Below are 17,965 nucleotides of genomic sequence, written 5' to 3' on the forward strand. Positions count from 1 at the left end.
GTGCCCTCAGGCCGGACGGAGCGACACCGCGAAGCGCTTCATCATCAGCCCCGGCCATGTCGCCGGGACGGTATTCCAAAACCCGAAAGCCATGGCCCGGCCCGCCGAGTGGCAGGCCGGGCCGATGGTCTTACTTGGTGTCGTCGACTTCCGAGAATTCGGCGTCGACCACATCGTCCTGCTTGGCCGCACCCGCGTCGGCAGACGGCGAGGCTTCGGCCTGCTGCTGCTTTTCGTAGATGGCCTGGCCCAGCTTCATCGCCACCTGAGCGAGGGCCTGCGCCTTCTCGTTCATGGTGTCGGGGTTGCCACCCTCGACCGCCGTCTTGGTCTCGGCGATCGCCGCCTCGATTTCCGACTTCAGCGACGCGTCGACCTTGTCGCCATTATCGGCCAGCTGACGCTCGGTGGTGTGGATCAGCGATTCGGCGTTGTTCTTGGCCTCGGCCTCGGCACGACGCTTCTTGTCCTCTTCGGCGAACTTCTCCGCGTCACGGACCATCTGGTCGATGTCGTTGTCCGACAGGCCGCCCGACGCCTGGATGCGGATCTGCTGCTCCTTGCCGGTGCCCTTGTCCTTGGCCGAGACGTTGACGATGCCGTTGGCGTCGATGTCGAACGTGACCTCGATCTGCGGCACGCCGCGCGGTGCAGGCGGGATGCCGACCAGGTCGAACTGACCCAGCAGCTTGTTGTCCTGCGCCATCTCGCGCTCGCCCTGGAAGACCCGGATCGTCACCGCGTTCTGGTTGTCGTCGGCGGTCGAATAGACCTGGCTCTTCTTGGTCGGGATCGTCGTGTTGCGGTCGATCATCTTGGTCATGATGCCGCCCAGCGTCTCGATACCCAGCGACAGCGGGGTCACGTCGAGCAGCAGCACGTCCTTGACGTCGCCCTGCAGCACGCCCGCCTGGATCGCCGCACCCATGGCGACGACTTCGTCGGGGTTCACGCCGGTATGCGGTTCCTTGCCGAAGAAGTTCTTCACGACCTCACGGACGCGCGGCATGCGGGTCATGCCGCCCACCAGCACCACGTCGGCGATCTCGTCGGCCTTCATGCCCGCATCGGCCAGCGCCTTCTTGCACGGCTCCAGCGTGCGCTGGATCAGGTCCTCGACCAGACGCTCCAGATCGGCGCGGGTGATCGACTTGACGAGGTGCTTCGGGCCGTTCTGGTCGGCGGTGATGAAGGGCAGGTTGACCTCGGTCGACTGGGCCGAGGACAGCTCGATCTTCGCCTTTTCGGCCGCTTCCTTCAGACGCTGGAGCGCCAGCTTGTCCTTGGTGAGGTCGATGCCCTCTTCCTTCTGGAAGCCCGACGCCAGGAAATCGACGATCTTGTTGTCGAAGTCCTCGCCGCCCAGGAAGGTGTCGCCGTTGGTCGCCTTCACCTCGAACACGCCGTCGCCGATTTCGAGGATCGAGATGTCGAAGGTGCCGCCGCCAAGGTCATAGACCGCGATCGTCTTGCCGTCCTGCTTCTCCAAGCCGTACGCCAGCGCCGCCGCGGTCGGCTCGTTGATGATGCGCAGCACTTCGAGGCCGGCGATCTGGCCGGCGTCCTTGGTCGCCTGGCGCTGGGCGTCGTTGAAATAGGCCGGAACCGTGATGACCGCCTGGGTCACCGTCTCGCCGAGATAGCTCTCGGCGGTTTCCTTCATCTTCTGCAGCGTGAAGGCCGAGATCTGCGACGGGCTGTAATCCTTGCCGCCCGCATTCACCCAGGCGTCGCCGTTCGGACCGCGCGCGATCGCGTACGGAACCAGCTCGGTGTCCTTCTTGGTGACGGGATCGTCGAAACGACGGCCGATCAGGCGCTTCACCGCGAAGATGGTGTTGTCGGGGTTGGTCACCGCCTGGCGCTTGGCAGGCTGGCCGATCAGGCGCTCGCCATCCTTGGCGAAGGCGACGATCGACGGCGTGGTGCGCGCACCTTCCGCGTTTTCGATAACCTTGGGCTTGCCGCCCTCCATGACAGCGACACAGCTGTTGGTGGTGCCGAGGTCGATGCCGATCACTTTTGCCATAAGTCTCTAAATGCCCCTCAAGAACATAGTCTGGAAGTCCAATGCCGGGGTTCGCCGGTCCCGAAAGCGGCAACCCGAAAACCCCGTTCACGAGGCGGATATAGGTGGGCGTTTTGTTGCCGCAAGATTGGATGGAACCTAGTGTCGCGTCAGGATTTGCCGAAACGGGAGGGTTTGTCATGCGTCGCGCCACTTTTCTGGGCCTTTGGGCACTCGCCGGGGCGGCGACGCTGGGCGGATGTTCCACCAAGCCCGAGCTTTATGCCGAAGAAGGCTGGGTCCGCCTGGCCGCCGTGCCGGGGCGCCCCGCAGCGGCCTATTTCATCGTACATGGCGGCCCCAAACCGCTGAACCTGATCGGCGTCAGCAGCGACGTCGCGATCACCAGCGAGATGCACGAGGGCGGCATGGCGATGAAGAGGGTCGATTCCGTGCCCATCCCGGCCGGGGCCACCATCGCCTTCGAACCGGGCGGGCGGCATGTGATGCTTTACGACATGAACCAGGGCGTCAAGCCGGGGCGCATCCTGTCGCTGCTCCTGACCTTTTCGGACGGCACCCGCCTGCGTCAGGGGGCGCGAGTGATCGCGGCGGGCGATCCGGCACCGGGGCAATAAGCGTTTGAAGACGGACTGATCCTCGCCGATGCGCACGTACCGATCCTGTCGCATAGATGACGGGGTATCGTGCGCTTTTTTCACGTCAGACCGAAATCGGTAATATATTGGTCCCTCATGTGTCAAAGTCGCGCCATACAGCGCATCCCGCTTGCTCGATGGAGCGAAAAGTGGGGGAATTTTGACCATGTCCGATACGACCGAAACCCAGTTCACCTTGCGAAGGATCGCCGACCGGCGGCAGTTGCTGCGCGGGGCGGCGGGTCTGTCGATGCTGCCGCTGACGGGGGCGCTGGCGGCGTGCGACGACGATGCGATGCTGAACGCCAAGCCGACGACCGCCACGGGAACGGCCGCCAGCACGGCCGCCGCCACACCGGTCGGCACCACCAGCTTCTCGATCGCGGTGCTGCCCGACACCCAATTCTATTCGCGCTACGCGACTGTCGACGAGAACCGCCAGTTCCAGCGCAAATATGGCTCGGAGCCGTTCGCGGCGCAGACCCAGTGGATCGTCGACAACGCCCAGGCCTATGCGATCCCCTTCGTTATTCATCTGGGCGACGTGGTGGATCAGGTGCGCAAGCCTGCGCAATGGGCGGTGGCCGATGCCGCGATGAAGCAACTGGAGACGGCGCGCATCCCCTATTCGATTTTGGCGGGCAATCACGACGTCCTGTACGATGTCGATTACCACGTCCCGGCCGACCAGCAGGCAGGCACCGACAGCCAGCGCACCTTGTCGTCCGAGCCCTATCTGACCTGGTTCCCGACCTCGCGTGCGCAGAACCAGTCGACCTTCCGCGAGCGCGACCGCACCGGCTTCCACGAATATCACATCTTCGAGATGTACGGCGTGAAGTTCATGGTGCTGTCGCTGTCCTGGCGCATCTCGGACGCGGGGATTTTGTGGGCGCGGGACGCGATCCGTCGTAACCCGACGCTGCCGGTGATCCTGGCCAACCACCAGTTGCTCAACATCGACAAGGACGGCAAGAGCCCGCTGGAGACCGATTACGGCCTGATGTTGTGGAACACCCTGATCCGCGACAACGACCAGATCTTCATGACGCTGAACGGCCATCACCATGGTGCCGCGCTGCTGACCAAGACCAACGACTTCGGCAATCCGGTCCATGAGATGGTCGTCGATTACCAGATGGCCTATCAGGGCGGCAACGCGCTGATGCGGCTGTACGAGATCGACTTCTCGGCCAACAAGATCGACGTCATGAGCTTCTCGCCCTGGGTCGTGCAGAAGCCGAAGGAAACGCTGAACCAGTTCGACCGCGCGGTGCTGGAGGATGCGAACAACCGCTTCACCATCAGCATCGACTTCAAGAAGCGCTTCGCTCGCTTCCTGCCGGGCTTCGCCTATACCGAGATGACGGCGGGCGTTCCGATCCTGCCGCGCGTTCGTACCGCGCTGCTGTCGGGCTATACCGAGCCCGCCGCCCCGGCCGAGGTGCTGCCGCGCGATGCCGACGACTATCCCAAGATCGCCGAGACCGCCGCGCACTGGCGCGTGGCCAGCGGCATCGTCGACGGCAAGATCGTCCAGGTCGGCGAGACGCTGCCCGATGCGTCCGGCCGCAACCCGATGACGCGCGTGCCGCTGTCAGGCCCGGCAATGGTCGAGGACGTGGTCTGGTCGACCGACCGCCACCGCCTGTCCTCCGCGCCGGGCAGCGTCCGCTTCCGCAACACCGACAAGGTGACCGCGCGCAGCAGCGCCTTCGCCACCGCCACCAACGCGCCGATCAATGCGGCGACCTTCGGTGCAGGCTATACGGTCGAGGCGTTCATCAAGATCGACGCGAATTGGACGGTGACCAACCACCGCTGGGGCAACATCCTGACCCGCAACGGCAATCGCGGCAAGCTGCCGGGCTTTGCGGGCGGCGACAGGGAAGCGCCGCCGATCCTGTTCGCGATCTCGTCGCTGCGCGAAGTCCAGTGGGAGGTCGTGCCCGCCTCCAACACCGCCTATCCGCAGGCCAACTGGTCGGGCGAGGTGATGGTCGACACCTGGTATCACATCGCGATCGTCAACGATCCGGTGGCGAACGAGACCATCCTCTATGTCGATGGCGCGCCCGTACTGCGCAACAGCGCGGGCCAGGTCGGCATCGCGACGCTTGCCGCCGACATGCCCTGGGTGCTGGGCGCCGCCTGGTGGGACGGCGCGCGCAAGGACGGCTATTTCGGCCATATCGGCGAGGTCCGTATCGTCGCCAAGCCGCTGGCCAACACCCAGTGGCTGACCGCCCGGCGGAGCTGATGAATGGGGGCGGGCCGTGAGACCGGCCCGCCCCTTTCCTACCCACGCCATGCGCCCCATCTGGGCGCCATGACCAAGCGCCCCCTCACCCCGGCGGAAGAAACGCTGGCCCGATCCGTCTTCGGCGATGCGATCGACTATGCGCAGGTGCGGCTGTCGGCGTCCAAATGGGCGTTTTTCCAGCCGCGCGACACGGTGATGGCGCCGACGGGGTGCATCCACTTCCACCCCAAGGGCGATTTGTGGCGGGAGGATTTCGGGACGTGTCCGCTGCATGAGCAGGGGCTGTTCATTCATGAGATGGTGCGTCTATCATAAAGTAACGCACCCTCGCCGATGGCGCGACTTTTATGCGGGGTGAAATGGCAGGATGCTTTCCATCGTAGGCAGCGGCGGTGCACCGGGCACGACGACGCCGTGACGCAGCAAAAAGGTATGCCGGACGATCTCGGCCTGCTGCTCCAGGCCGTAGCGATCAAGCGTCCATCCGGGTTTAATCGTATAGTGATAACGGCAGAATGGGTGCCGGCGCAGCACGAGGTTGATCCCGCGCTGATATTGCCAGACGTGAACCAGCTCGTGGATCAGGTGCCCCTGCCACCCGATCGAACCGCTGGCGAAGCAGTCGCGATAGCTGTCGCCTTTCGGATGAAAATGTATGTTGCCGCGTGGGGCCATCGTCACGTTGCGCGGCTGGAAGAAGGCCCATTTGCGCCGAACGATCCGCACCGACGCATAATCTATGGCGGCGCCGAAAACGCCCTGAGCCAGCGTGATCTCGGCTTGGGTTAGCGGGCGGCTGATCGGGTCGATTGCGGTCATGCCTCGGAGATAGGTGATCCGGGTGAATACCGCACGGACCGCCACCGGCTAACAGCAATTCAGAACTGCTCATTTTTTGCTTGCGCTGCCAGCGAGAGGCGCCTAAACGCTGCGCCACCACGAGCCGAAGCGGTTTTTCGCATCACCTTGCTCGTCGGCAGATCGACCCCGCGAATACGCACCTCACGACACAGGAAAGCTGTGTTCGATGCGTATCGCGACATTTGGCTGGGTCGGCCTGACGACAAGAAAGGTCGATAGAATGCTCGTTAATCCTGAAAATCTGACGTCTTCGGCGCTGGTGCGAGTTTCGTCCGGGCCGGAAACGCCTCGCCCGTTCATGCCGGCGGACGAGATTGCTCTTCGGCATCTCCAAACGCGCCACGGCAGTGTAACGCGACTGGAAGGGAACGCCGTTCACCGGCGCGCGATGCTCCTGCGGGACCAGCATCGGTTCGTCGCCAAATATGGCACCGCCTCCATCAACGCCTATGCCGAAACGCAAGGCTTCGTGCTGACGGCGGTGTCGCTGGTCCATCACCTTGCGGCACAACTGCTGCTCAACATCAACATGCAGGACGTCGCCGACGATGCGCGCGACGCCTGTCAAAACGAAGTGTCGCAACTGGCCCGCGCGCTTGCCGATCTCCATGACCGGGCAAAGGAGCACGACACGCTGAGCGACGACGAGTTTGTCGCATGGTATCGGGAGCAAGGCCGGATCACCGGGCTGGCTAAAAAGCATCTCGCAAGCAAGCGGGTGGAGAAACCGTCCATGGTGAACGGCGGTAAGGCCAACGGCCCGGCCCCGAAGACACCGGCCGAACAGGTGGACGAGATGTTCGCCAACCCGGCCGGGTTCGACATCAGCGCCGTGGCTACGATCACGTCCGGCAAAGAAGGCCTTTTCGCGTATCGGCAGGAAGGCCAGACGATCCGGCTGATCCCGCTCGAAGCGGACGCGACCACCATCATCAGCCTATCGGGTCATGCGCCCTGTCCGTTCGCGGCGATGCCGTCCGATCTGCGCTTCTACCGTCAGATGCTGCTCGCCGGCGTCGCCTTCGTGCCCGACGAGATGAGTAATATTCCTATCGAACAGGTGCCGGAAGGCGATGTTGCCAACGGCAGTTATGACATGCTGCCGGCGTCCGCGATGTATCTGGTGGAGCGCGATCTGTTCAGCATCGCACATGCGCGCCGCGACGATGGCCTGATTGTGGAAGTGGCTCCTAGCATCGACCTCGGCTATTCGATGAAGGGCGACTGCTTCATCGACAATCTGACGCGGCGCCGGGTCGGTGAAAGGCTGCTCGGCGAGGCGGATGCTGCCCGGTTCGGGCAAACGCCGGTAGACGGCATGGCGGCCCAGTTGAGCATTGCCGGCCGCACCAAGACGCTGACGTTCACGGACGGAGCGGACGACAAGTCCGTCAACCTCATCATCAAGGAGCGACGCATCGGCTCAATCTGGACCTATCGGGTCAGTGCCGATTTCGCGGCTTCAGCTTCGGCGGTGATGACGGCCAACGAGGTTGAGGCGTTGGACACGACGTTTATGCCGGTGCTGCTGAAAAAGCAGAAGGACCGGCCGGTCACGATCGCGGTCGGGCGCAACGGCATCAGCTTCGCCAACGACAAGGCGCGGGCAGCGCCGTTCGCCGCCACGGTGAAGGGCACCGCCAAGGTTCAGGTCATGCTTTATGATCTGCGGCGGGCGATGGTAGGGCTCATGGCATTGCCCCGCATCGGCGGCCTGACATGGCACCTCGATCCGAATGGCCTGTTGCTTGTCGAGGCGGCAACGGACGTGGCGACCTATCGCGTCTTCCTTCAGACGCTTGAACCGAACCGCGAGCAGCCAACGCGATCGCGCGCGCTACGTGAGCGCGTAGAGAGCCTGCCCGTCATGGAAGCGGTGCCCGCCGACATGGCCGCCGCTGCCTGATATGATAATCACGCCCATGTGGTAAATCACATGGGCGTGATCCTGCTGAGGATCATTCTCGATGACACGTGACTTCTCGTCGCGCGGCACGAACCGCGCGCGCTACCTTTTTGCTGGTCAGACCTCGACACACCGGACCCCCTATCGCGCCCCGGGCGCGCTGCGGACGGCTGGTTTGCCGGCATGGCTGAACAGGCCTGCCGATCTCGACTACATGGACGCCGCCAACCCGTTCTTCTTCAATGACCGGGCGCTTCATTCCGCCGGCCAATATATTGGCCAGGCCAAACCGCTCGGCACTGGCACCTTCTCGCGGCGAGCCGGCAACACCGTCCTGTTCGACAGCGGCGGCCTTCAATTCGGGCGCGACGCGACGAAGTGGGAGGGGAATGCGTCGCGGGAATGGGCGTTGAGCTTCCTTCAAGCCCATGCGGATGAGGCAATCACGCTCGACGTGCCTACGCGCGTCATTACGCCGGGCATGCCTCCCTTCGACAGCTTCGACACGGCGCTGGCGACGACCGTGGACAACAACCGCTATTTCGCTCGCCATCGGTCTGGCGGAGTGCGGTTCCTGTCTGTACTGCAGGGGGAGACAAGCACTGATGCCGTTGCGTGGTATAACACGGTGAAGGTCCATCCGTTCGAGGGCTGGGCCTTCGGCGGCTCCCTTCGTGTCGATTACGTTCACGTTGTCGCGATGCTGTTGCGTCTGATCGCGGATGGCCTGCTGACCCCGGAGCGAAATCGGCTCCATTTCCTCGGCGTCGGCACGCTGACCCATGCCGTCATGTTGAGTGCGATCCAGCAAGCGTTGCGCGAGCATATTGGCGACGACGACCTGCTCATCACGTTCGACACCAGTTCGCCGTCGCATCTCGCGACCAACGGCCTGATCTTCGGCTATCCAAACATCACGCCCACGTCCTTCGCTATGTCGATGCTGAAGCCGCCGGCCGATCCGGCCCATCGGGATTGGCTGACGCCCTTTCCGGTGACAAGCAGCCGGATCGCGGAGCGGTTGCTGGTCGGCGACCTATGCGTGCCCGCGATCACACGCCAATCGGGCTGGGACGCACTGGGGCATGAAATTGTGGTCAACCACAATCACGAAAGCCTGCTGCGCGGCATTGATGACGCGAATTCGATTGTGGAGATGCCAAGCGCATGGTCGAGCGCGCTTGCGCCGGACCACATCATCAAGGCGCATCGCGCATTGCGGACGATGTTCAACTACCCGGACCCGCTCGCCCATGTCCGCCGGCAAAGCGCGCATTTCGTGACAATTAGGAGGTCGAAAGCGAAGGAAGAGCAGTAACATCTATGCCGCGCCAGCCTTGCCCATGAGGCGATATACGCTGGCGCGGCCGATGCCCATGTTGCGCGCGATGGCGGCCGGGGTCATCCCCGTCGCCATCAGCGTTTCGATTCGGGCAGTGTCGATGCTATGGCGGCGTCCTCGATACACGCCTTTAGCCTTCGCGCGCTCGATCCCGTCACGCTGGCGGTCGCGGCGGATATCAGCCTCAAACTCCGCCACCGCGCCAAGGATAGAGAGAGTGAGCTTGCCGGCGCTGGTAGTGGTGTCGATGCCGGACTGCTGGAGGACGCGGAAGCCGCAGCCCTTCACGGTGAGGCGCTCGATCAGCCGATGCAGGTCCACAACAGATCGCGCGAGCCGGTCGAGCCGCGTCACAGCCAGAACGTCGCCCTCGCGCACGAAGTCGATCGCGTCCGCCAGCGCGTCGCGGCCTTCGGTTGTTCGCCCGCTGCGCTTTTCGGCGAACACCTTCTCGCAGCCAGCCGCATCAAGCTGCTCGTGCTGGACCTCAAGGCTTTGGCTGCTGGAACTGACGCGCGCGTAACCGACGATCATGGCACCTCCTGTCTTGGATGGGTTCAGACCCTCATCGCCAAGTGTCTCGGAAGCACTGCGTCAACCGAAACAAGACGCGCGCCAGCGTCTCACCGCGGTGTCTCGGGCAGGTAAACCTGAAGGAGAGTCGGAGCTTCGATCAAAAATCTAGACCCCAGCGTTCTTTGAGGCGCTCCACGGTAGTCCGCCATTTCGGGGTCGTCGGCCTACAAACCGTGTTTTGATTACCGAACAACCCGATATCGTTGACCGCTGCTTCGAGCGGCACGCTGTGAAGCCAACGCACGGGTACGAGATACTCGCGGCGATCCTCATCGCTTGCGACTTCCCTATAATAGGTGGCCGCGCTCAGGGCATCTATCGCGAGGCGTTCTCGTCCGTCCCCCGCAATCTTGAACTCCGTGATCGGCTCGCGCGGCCCGGTTACTTCGCCAACTCCGACAAATCCGTATCCCGGCGCCTTTACCCATACACGGTCGCCGATGGTGAGCAGGTTGAGAGTGTTGCTGTACCAGCCTCCGCCCCCAGCGGAAATGAAGCCGTATCGGCGGCCCTCATCCCAATTGCGGGTGCTGCCGTGGCCGAAGCATGCGTAGAATTCCCCATTCCATGGTTCGCGTTCTCGCGTTCCCCGCTTTGCCTGGGTGGCGACGGCAACCTGTGTCTCGACCGGATCGAGCAGCCAAGCCCGGCTAAGCAGTTGCTGGGCGCCATGCTCGAAAACTTGGAAGCACAGAACGTTGATCGGGATACCACGCTCGTTCAGATACTCGACGATCCGTTCGCTGCTGGTGTCGAGGTGCGTGGCCACGATCACGATTTCGTGATTTTGGTTGAGCTGATCTTCATCGAGAGGCTGGCCGAAATGGCTTTCGAAATCAGCGGCAAGGTTTCGGCCCGGTGCGAAGCGCGCATAGACAGCCGCAATCTCGTCCGCTTCCAAGCCTTCGACCCAGCAGGCATAGTCGATCGCCTGTGCGACCACCTCACGCGGAGTGCGGTCGCGTTTCAACTCGATAAGCACGAGCGCGCCATCGGGAGCGATCGCTAGCAGATCGATGACTCCGCCGTTGCCCGTGCGTTCTTGCCGGCCAATCAGCATCCACTCGTCAGAGAGGATGCTCGGCGCGGCAACGATCATGTCTTCCAGAGACCGTTCGCTGGGCAGACGCGTTTCAGCAAGCGGCTGGGGGTCGGCGCCCACAGTCCAAATCGCATTACGTATGGGCATTACCGCCTGTGCCTCCACTGTAGGACGGATTGTCCCTTATCGCTCACCTGAAGGAATTCACGGCCCGATGACTGGACTGCTTGTCGTACCCCGGTACTAGGATGTCCGTAGCCATTCGGTCCCGCAGCCGCGACGCACTGCGTCATGTTCGGCATCGTTGCAGGAAGCGACGGGTGAAAGTTATGATGGGATCCGTGATGCGGCAATGCGAACACGTTTACCTGATCGAGAACGCTGCGATAGTGGTGGATCATCGCTTCTCTTCGACGCACGCCGTTCAGATGCATGTCGCCCGTTCCTAGCCAGCCGACTGCTCGACCGGACCCGTCACGCCACCAGCCGGGGGGATGGAGACACTCCCCTCCCCATGAACCAGAATTTGATGGCCCCGCGTATAAGGCCATCGAGACCAAGTTGTGGTCCGAATAGATTAAATCATAGCATTCTTTGACCTTAGCCCGAGTTTGTGGATCGTTGAGCATCGATTTCAGTCGTGAACGGTATTTCGGACCGAATCTACGGAACATCGCCCTCTTGAAAGCATAGAGTTTCGCGTCTGCGGGTCGATGAGCATAGGGCAGCAACAGCCAGTCGATCATGCCAGTGGCTGCGCGCAAGTGCAGCGATGCCATCAGATCGAGCCGTTGAACGGCTGGCCCAGACTTGCCCGTAGCGCCTCGATCAAACGACGAACCGGATACCTCAACACGGCTCCACCATTTTGCCTGAATCTCCCCCTCGCCGCCGCCATCCGAGGTCGGAAATTCAGGTCCTCCGCCCTCGTCTCCATCATCGTCATCGCGGGGCGTTATGTAGGTCACGCGCTCAACACCCCGCGCGGCGAACCAGCCGTCAATGTCCCCAAGGAACGTCAGGAATGCGCCGGAAAGCGCGCCTGCCGCATCATCATGCGCGGCGGCGATCAGCCGGTCGAGATCGTTGAGATAAGGAAGAACGACTTCCTTCACCGGCGCAGCCATCAGCAACCGATCGACGCCATTTACGTAATCGCTGTCGAGGTGCGACAGGAACAGGCAACCAATCTCCCCGCGCGCGGAGACGATAGCGATTTCCCTGTTCAAGGCCTCAGTGTGGTTGGACCCACAATCATAGACCCAGTGAAATCGACCACCGGGGATCTCAAGCAAGCCGCTCGTCATCCCGCCTTGGCCGACCGGGTGTTGCGTGAGTACGACTTCCATCACCCCCCAAGCGCCTCTTCACTTTCAACCCAAGCTCTTACCTCTGCGTGTAGCGCCTCGATTTCCACAAAATGTTGGTGATCGGCGAATGCCGAGATGTCGATCCGACTACAGAACCGTAGGTCGCATAAAGACATATAGCCTTCATGAACGAGAACCTCTCGCACCTGATCCTTCACATCCAGATGCTCACGCTCCTCGGGATCGGCGGACCCGCACAAAAATTTGATGTAGCCTTCAACGATGATGGTTTCGCTGTGATCTTGAATTTCGCTGACGATACGGATGGTCTCGTGAATTTTACTGGAGAGTTCCGCCTCAGTGCTGAAAAAGATGTTGCCGTTTGAGTGCGCGGTGTCGTTCCGCTCCTTCACCAGCTTGGTATAGGTACCGATCTTGCCGTTGTCGCACTGGATGATCTTCAGGAAGCGCATCACGTTGCTTTCGTTCACGACGTGAAAGGTGAAGGGGCTGGTCGCTGCCAGCAGGTCCCGCTCCATGTCCTTGTTGAAGCCGATCAGGGCCGTGGCGAACTGGTCCGGCCTGATCTGCTTGATCTGCCAGATGTTGAAATAGACGAAGCACATGGTCAGCATGTGGTAGGCGAGAAAGGCAAACTGGTATTTTCCGCTGGCGCAATTGTCGTTGAACGCCTCCCACAGGAAGCGGACATATTCCTCCTCCTTCGCCGTGCGATAGGAAATGGGCAGAAAGTCCTCCAACTGGCCGGCCTCTTCGATCATGCCTCAGCGGCCTCCCCGGCACCGCCCCACATGCGAGCAATGGCGGCTTCGATCTTCTTTTCGAAGCGGACGATGAGCTCGCGGTTAGCCTCGACTAGCGCCTGCTCGGCTTCGATCTCGGCGATGATGAATTGCTGGATTTCTATGGAAGGAAGAGGAATTGGCTCCTCTTCGACTACGCTTCGGGGAACCCGTTGTAGTCCACCAGTGCCCGTCATCTTGGCCGAAGCGCGTGCCCTGAAGTCTGGTGTCGTAAGCCAGTGATACAGCCAGCGGGGGATTGTCTGGTCTCCGGCGCGGACAACATAAAATTCGCTCGATCCAAAACCGATGCCACCTTCTAGACCTCTCGCAATGCCTGCCTTTCCGTTTTCAAAGCACGGCGTTACCTTGGCGACAAGAACGTCATCGTCTCGGAAGTAGGTATAGCTACCAACCACGTCTCCAAGATGTTTAACCTCAGCCGGATGGAAGCTATCCCGGTTCTCTTGGAGCACCGCCATAGGGACAAACGACACCAAAGTTTCGCCTGGTAAATCTTTCACATCGCTCTTTTTGGGATTTACCCGCGCCACTTCAGCAAGAGGTTTGGTTGGCCAAGCAGGATCGACGGGGATGTGGGGGCGGTATTTTTCAAGGACGGCGCGGGCACCGTCGATGACCTTCTGATAGCCCTCAATTTCTGCTACTATCTCTCGCTGTACTTCAAGCGGAGGGAGGGGGATCTCGATTTCACCGAACGTCTGCCATCCGACGCGCGGCAATTGCGCTCCCTTTATTCCTGTCAAGACCATTTGGTTGAAATGCCCATGCCGGAAAAGGTGAGCGTAAAGCCGAGCATCGGCGCTTTCTGGCTTCGCGCGAATGACGAAAATGTCTGTAGAGCAGATGCCTTCACGATCAGCGAGCCACACCTTGTTCAAATTCGGCCGAAGCTTTCCATAAAGAATGTCGCCGGGTTGGAAGCAATTCTTGAGGCTCTTGATCTCGGATGGATCAGCAATGACCGTTTCTCCAGTCAGGGTCCCGAGGTTGGACGCGATATTCTCCAAGCCGACATAGGTGACTGGTCCAGGAAGGTTTTCCGGGAGGACGGTCTCGGCGGATTTGCTGAACGCTTCGCCAACCCTTGCGAACGGCCAAATTGAACAGCGTTCGGAGGTTTCTCGATAACGTTCGACACTGAGGTTGTATTCACCACCCTCGGCAATGCGCGCTTTCTCGATGGTGAACCCTAAGAGCGATCCGAGTGCAGTCGCGCCAGCGCCACGCGCAGCATCAAGCCAGGCGCGAAGCTCGACCTTGACCTGCGGTAACTGGCTGCCCTTCACTGCACGACGCTGCGCACCAAGGCCAAAGCCGTCATTCTCAATCTTGAAAAAGGCGATGCTGTCGCTGGCCTTTGCTACCGCGCGGTCGAGGATCAGGATCGAGGTCTTCACACCCGAATAGGGATTGAACACACCGGCGGGCAGCGAGACGACGGCGGCGAGATACTTGTCCACCAGCATTCGACGCAGCTCACAATAGGCGCTCTGGCTCTGGAAGATGATCCCTTCGGGCACGACGATGGCGGCTCGGCCCTTCGGGTTCAGGTGCTCGGCGATATAGTCGACGAACAGCACTTCGCTCCGCTTCGACGGCACGCCGAACCGGTTGTGTGGCTTGATCCCGCCCTTTGGCGACATGAACGGCGGGTTGGCGAGGATCACGTCCGCCGTCTCGCCCCATTTGTCATCGCTGGTCAGCGTGTCGTATTCCTCCACCCTGGGATCGGCAAAGCCGTGCAGGTAGAGGTTGACGAGGCTGAGTCGCACCATGTCGGGCGAGATGTCGTACCCCTTGATGTTGCTGGCCAGCCGTTGGCGGTCGTCGGGTGTCAGCAGGTTTCCGGAGTAGCGCAGGGGGCTGTCGAGCGTTGCCTCGGCTGCGTCCACTTCTACGCCCGTGCCATTGCTGCCCGCGTCGGTCGAGTTTGCCTTCAAGATATGCTTGTAGCTTGAAATCAGGAACCCAGCGGTGCCGCAGGCGGGATCGAGGATCACCTCCCCCTTCTTCGGGTCGATGATCTCCACCATAAAATCGATGATGTGGCGAGGGGTGCGGAACTGGCCGGCGTCCCCCTGGCTGCCCAGCACCGACAACAGATACTCGAAGGCATCCCCCAGCCGCTCGCTGTGATCATAGGTGAAGCCATTGATTTCACGCAGGAAGCTGCGCAGCGTTTCGGGGTCGCGGTAGGGCAGATAGGCGTTTCGAAAGATCGACCGGAACAGCTCCGGAATGCCGGGGTTCTCGACCATCTTGATGAGCGCCTCGGTATAGGTGTTGAGCATCTCCTGCCCACCCACGCCCGGCGCAACGAGCTTGGCCCAGCCATACCGCTCGTATTCACCAGCGAAGAAGCTGCGGGTGCCGCCCATCTCCTCGGACTCGAGGTCCATGTCGTCCATGAACTTGTAGATCAGGGCGATGGTGATCTGCTCGACCTGGCTCTTGGGGTCGGGCACTTTGCCCACCAGAATGTCTCGGCACGTGTTGATGCGGCGCTTGGTGTCACTGTCTAACATGGGGCCGCCCTTAAGGGAGGAAGCGGTTCAGGGCCACATAGTCCTTGATGTACTCCGGGATGCCCTTTCGCCACTCCGCCGGCACTTCCTTTAGGTCCTTCATCCCGAAGACCGGATTGACGTTCAGGTCGCTGAGCCGGCCGTCATCAATGCTTTTCCGAAGGCCCGCATCCTTGATGTAGGCGTCGAAAAAATAGCGCATTTGCGCGATCCGGTCCGCCTGCTCCGGCTTCTGGTCGAGCAGGAATTTTTGGAACTCGTCGTCGATCAGCTCATCCCGATTTTTGAAGCGTGGAATGTGGCCGAACGCCTTTTCTACGATCTCGCGCACGGTGAGGCGGCGGTCTAACCCGGCAGCGCGGCGAAGCTTGTCGAGGGTGAAAAACTCGTCTGGCTTGTCGAACAGATGCTCGATTACCCGGCGCGTGGCTGCTTCCCAATTTTGCTGCTCAACCATGGCGGCAAGGGCCGCATCGGCACGCGCCATATCTTCAAACTTCTGAAACAGCTCGCGATCAACACGCATGCCTTCCGGCCCGATCTGCTGCTCCTTGTGGCTGGTGATGCTGTCTGGCTGCGAAGTCTCGAAGCCGCCGAAGGTAATTATTGGCGACTGAACGACAAACGCGAAAGGCTGAGCGCTGATCTTGGGCAGGGGCAACTCTTCGTTGTAGTCGAATTTCTCTTCGAAAAATTCGCAATTCGCGAAAAAGTCAAAAAGCCGAAACTCGCTCTTCTCGAGGTCGGCCATCTGCGCCTTGCGGCCTTGGTCGCGCATTTCATCGGCGAAGCGATGTTTGCGGGTGCCGCGACCCTTCATCTGTACGAAGTCAGAAGGGCTGAAGATCGGCCGCATCATTGCGAGGTTGAGGATGTCCGGGCAATCATATCCCGTCGTCATCATGCCGACAGTTACGCATACGCGCGCCTTGCTAGTGGCGTAGCTCTCGTCAAACGTGCTCCGTCCGCCAAGATTGTTGTTGGCGAACTGAACCGTCATGTTCTGGGCGGTCGGAACCTCGCTGGTTACCTGCAGCGCAAAATCGGACTGATACTTGCCCGGCCAAAGCGGGTCGGCCATATCATTCAGGATCTGCGTGATCTTTGCCGCATGATTTTGACTGACGGCGAATATGATGGCTTTTCCGAACTCGCCTGTCACGGGGTCGCGGAGACCGTGCTTCAAAAAAGTCTCGCAAAACACGTTGTTCGTGGCGTCGGCGAAGAAATTTTTCTCGAAATCGCGTCCGCCAAACGCCTCCTTCACTTCATTGCCGTTTTCGTCGGTTGTCTCTACAACGAATCCCTCGTCGGACAGTAACTGGGTAGTAATTTCGCTCCTGGCATCAATGACGTACGGATTGATGAGGAACTTGTCCCGAACCCCGTCCAGCAACGAATACCGAAATGTTGGCTCGCCGCCCTCACACCCAAAAATGCGATAAGTGTCGAGCATTATGCGCCGTTCCGTATCACGTGGGTCGCGTGGACTGGTAGGGCTTCTGGATTGCTTCAGATAATCTTTGGGCGTCGCGGTCAGGCCTAGCTTATACCCTACGAAATATTCGAAAACGGCACGAGCGTTGCCTCCGATTGACCTATGAGCCTCATCGGAGATCACCAGGTCAAAATCGGTAGGTGCAAAAAACTTGCGAAAGTTGTCGTTGAAGAGCAGCGACTGGACAGTGGTCACCACGATGTCGGCCTTTCGCCAATCGTCACGCTGATCCTTGTAGATGACGCAGGTGTAGTCGTTTCGGAGCAGACCCTTGAAGGCTTTCTCCGCCTGCACCTCCAATTCAATGCGGTCGACAAGAAACAGGACGCGGCGAGCGTTACCAGTCTTCAGGAAAAGCTTGATGATTGCCGCTGACGTAAGCGTTTTACCCGTCCCGGTCGCCATTTCGAACAGAAATCGGACTGCGCCACGCTTGGCCGCGCGTTGAACAGCGTGAACCGCATTTTTCTGGTAATCGCGAAGAAAGCGCAGCTTTGCCTTCTCGACAAAGGCGGGGCGTTCGCCTTCATTCCTCCACCCTGCTTCTGCTGCGTAGGCAGGCATCTGCGTCAGAGCAATATAATCGCGCTCCACGACCTCGCTCGCCAGACGATCGGCGTCTGGCTTGAAGGCGTGGTGATCTTTGATTTGTCCCGGGCTAGGGAATCTGGTGATGACGCTCGGATTGCCCTGCTTCAGATCCCATAGATAATGGATGTTGCCATTCGACAGGATGACGAAGCGCGCATTTTGCTCGCGCGCATAGCGCCGTGCCTGTTCTTTGCCGACGAGGGGGTTCTTGGTCTCGGACTTAGCCTCCAGTACGATCAGCGGACGACCGTCGTGATCGAGTAGCAGGAAATCAATATAGCCCTTCGACGTCGCCTCGAAGTCTTCCCCAAACTCATCGATTTCCGTTTCGGTAATCTTCGTATTGGGCTCGAGGACGATGTTTGCAGGTCCACTCAGGTCGTCAAAAAATCGCCAACCGGCCTCCTCAAGAAGCCGATTAATTTTGATCCGGGCTGTCGCCTCTTTCGCCCTCACCGTGCCCCCAGAGTATTATCTACAACGATATCCTACGGCGACTTTTGTCGGGCGACAAGCAGTGAGAGGGGGCGTCCAATCGATCGAGTAAGCCAAACTTG

Annotated in this window: 13 protein-coding genes; 5 read left to right on the plus strand and 8 right to left on the minus strand. The window is 60.6% G+C overall.

What is annotated here, in order from left to right:
- Positions 1-130: 130 nt before the first annotated feature.
- A complete protein-coding gene (dnaK, locus tag KV697_RS06750; protein ID WP_058718261.1) occupies positions 131-2,029 on the minus strand; it encodes a molecular chaperone DnaK in 1,899 nt (632 codons plus the stop codon).
- A 179-nt stretch (positions 2,030-2,208) separates the two neighbouring features.
- On the opposite strand from dnaK, the gene KV697_RS06755 reads away from it, so the two are divergent.
- The 3 genes from KV697_RS06755 (at position 2,209) to KV697_RS06765 (ending at position 5,245) form a co-directional block, all read left to right on the plus strand.
- Entirely contained in the window at positions 2,209-2,646 is a 438-nt protein-coding gene (locus KV697_RS06755; RefSeq protein ID WP_219020641.1) for a copper chaperone PCu(A)C, read from the plus strand.
- A gap of 187 nt (positions 2,647-2,833) precedes the next feature.
- Positions 2,834-4,927 (plus strand): LamG-like jellyroll fold domain-containing protein, encoded by a 2,094-nt coding sequence (locus KV697_RS06760; RefSeq protein WP_219020642.1) that lies wholly within the window; start codon positions 2,834-2,836, stop codon positions 4,925-4,927.
- Between the two features lie 69 nt (positions 4,928-4,996).
- A complete protein-coding gene (locus KV697_RS06765) occupies positions 4,997-5,245 on the plus strand; it encodes a hypothetical protein (protein WP_374011395.1) in 249 nt (82 codons plus the stop codon).
- 30 nt (positions 5,246-5,275) lie between these two features.
- Here the strand turns inward: KV697_RS06765 and KV697_RS06770 are convergent, their stop codons facing one another.
- A complete protein-coding gene (locus KV697_RS06770; RefSeq protein ID WP_219020643.1) occupies positions 5,276-5,749 on the minus strand; it encodes a vgr related protein in 474 nt (157 codons plus the stop codon).
- Positions 5,750-5,957: 208 nt separating this feature from the next.
- Here KV697_RS06770 and KV697_RS06775 point away from each other — a divergent pair, with 208 nt between their 5' ends.
- Together KV697_RS06775 and KV697_RS06780 are read left to right on the plus strand one after the other, a co-directional pair.
- Positions 5,958-7,697: a hypothetical protein gene (locus KV697_RS06775; protein WP_219020644.1), complete on the plus strand. Its 1,740-nt coding sequence runs from the start codon at positions 5,958-5,960 to the stop codon at positions 7,695-7,697.
- 61 nt (positions 7,698-7,758) lie between these two features.
- Positions 7,759-9,015 carry a hypothetical protein gene (locus tag KV697_RS06780; RefSeq protein ID WP_219020645.1) on the plus strand — a complete coding sequence of 419 codons (1,257 nt, stop codon included), beginning with the start codon at positions 7,759-7,761 and terminating at the stop codon, positions 9,013-9,015.
- A 3-nt stretch (positions 9,016-9,018) separates the two neighbouring features.
- Here the strand turns inward: KV697_RS06780 and KV697_RS06785 are convergent, their stop codons facing one another.
- From KV697_RS06785 to KV697_RS06810, 6 genes are all read right to left on the minus strand, one after another.
- Positions 9,019-9,573 carry a recombinase family protein gene (locus tag KV697_RS06785; RefSeq protein ID WP_219020646.1) on the minus strand — a complete coding sequence of 185 codons (555 nt, stop codon included), beginning with the start codon at positions 9,571-9,573 and terminating at the stop codon, positions 9,019-9,021.
- Positions 9,574-9,712: 139 nt separating this feature from the next.
- Positions 9,713-10,714 carry a hypothetical protein gene (locus KV697_RS06790; RefSeq protein WP_219020647.1) on the minus strand — a complete coding sequence of 334 codons (1,002 nt, stop codon included), beginning with the start codon at positions 10,712-10,714 and terminating at the stop codon, positions 9,713-9,715.
- Between the two features lie 89 nt (positions 10,715-10,803).
- A complete protein-coding gene (locus tag KV697_RS06795; protein ID WP_219020648.1) occupies positions 10,804-12,006 on the minus strand; it encodes a hypothetical protein in 1,203 nt (400 codons plus the stop codon).
- On the minus strand, positions 12,006-12,749 hold the full coding sequence (locus KV697_RS06800) for a hypothetical protein (protein WP_219020649.1): 744 nt from the start codon (positions 12,747-12,749) through the stop codon (positions 12,006-12,008). The genes KV697_RS06795 and KV697_RS06800 overlap by 1 nt, the downstream gene beginning before the upstream one ends.
- Positions 12,746-15,319, minus strand: a complete 2,574-nt coding sequence (locus tag KV697_RS06805; protein WP_219020650.1) for an N-6 DNA methylase — start codon at positions 15,317-15,319, stop codon at positions 12,746-12,748. The genes KV697_RS06800 and KV697_RS06805 overlap by 4 nt, the downstream gene beginning before the upstream one ends.
- Positions 15,320-15,329: 10 nt before the next feature.
- Positions 15,330-17,864, minus strand: a complete 2,535-nt coding sequence (locus tag KV697_RS06810) for a DEAD/DEAH box helicase family protein (protein ID WP_219020651.1) — start codon at positions 17,862-17,864, stop codon at positions 15,330-15,332.
- Positions 17,865-17,965: the final 101 nt, after the last annotated feature.

It is taken from the genome of Sphingomonas sanguinis (assembly GCF_019297835.1).
In the GTDB taxonomy this organism is placed as follows: domain Bacteria; phylum Pseudomonadota; class Alphaproteobacteria; order Sphingomonadales; family Sphingomonadaceae; genus Sphingomonas; species Sphingomonas sanguinis_D.

What these genes read in the sequence shown, in the direction of transcription:
- dnaK (WP_058718261.1), bottom strand. Translation starts at nt 2,029, where the DNA reads ATGGCAAAAGTGATCGGCATCGACCTCGGCACCACCAACAGCTGTGTC.
- KV697_RS06755 (WP_219020641.1), top strand. Translation starts at nt 2,209, where the DNA reads ATGCGTCGCGCCACTTTTCTGGGCCTTTGGGCACTCGCCGGGGCGGCG.
- KV697_RS06760 (WP_219020642.1), top strand. Translation starts at nt 2,834, where the DNA reads ATGTCCGATACGACCGAAACCCAGTTCACCTTGCGAAGGATCGCCGAC.
- KV697_RS06765 (WP_374011395.1), top strand. Translation starts at nt 4,997, where the DNA reads ATGACCAAGCGCCCCCTCACCCCGGCGGAAGAAACGCTGGCCCGATCC.
- KV697_RS06770 (WP_219020643.1), bottom strand. Translation starts at nt 5,749, where the DNA reads ATGACCGCAATCGACCCGATCAGCCGCCCGCTAACCCAAGCCGAGATC.
- KV697_RS06775 (WP_219020644.1), top strand. Translation starts at nt 5,958, where the DNA reads ATGCGTATCGCGACATTTGGCTGGGTCGGCCTGACGACAAGAAAGGTC.
- KV697_RS06780 (WP_219020645.1), top strand. Translation starts at nt 7,759, where the DNA reads ATGACACGTGACTTCTCGTCGCGCGGCACGAACCGCGCGCGCTACCTT.
- KV697_RS06785 (WP_219020646.1), bottom strand. Translation starts at nt 9,573, where the DNA reads ATGATCGTCGGTTACGCGCGCGTCAGTTCCAGCAGCCAAAGCCTTGAG.
- KV697_RS06790 (WP_219020647.1), bottom strand. Translation starts at nt 10,714, where the DNA reads ATGATCGTTGCCGCGCCGAGCATCCTCTCTGACGAGTGGATGCTGATT.
- KV697_RS06795 (WP_219020648.1), bottom strand. Translation starts at nt 12,006, where the DNA reads ATGGAAGTCGTACTCACGCAACACCCGGTCGGCCAAGGCGGGATGACG.
- KV697_RS06800 (WP_219020649.1), bottom strand. Translation starts at nt 12,749, where the DNA reads ATGATCGAAGAGGCCGGCCAGTTGGAGGACTTTCTGCCCATTTCCTAT.
- KV697_RS06805 (WP_219020650.1), bottom strand. Translation starts at nt 15,319, where the DNA reads ATGTTAGACAGTGACACCAAGCGCCGCATCAACACGTGCCGAGACATT.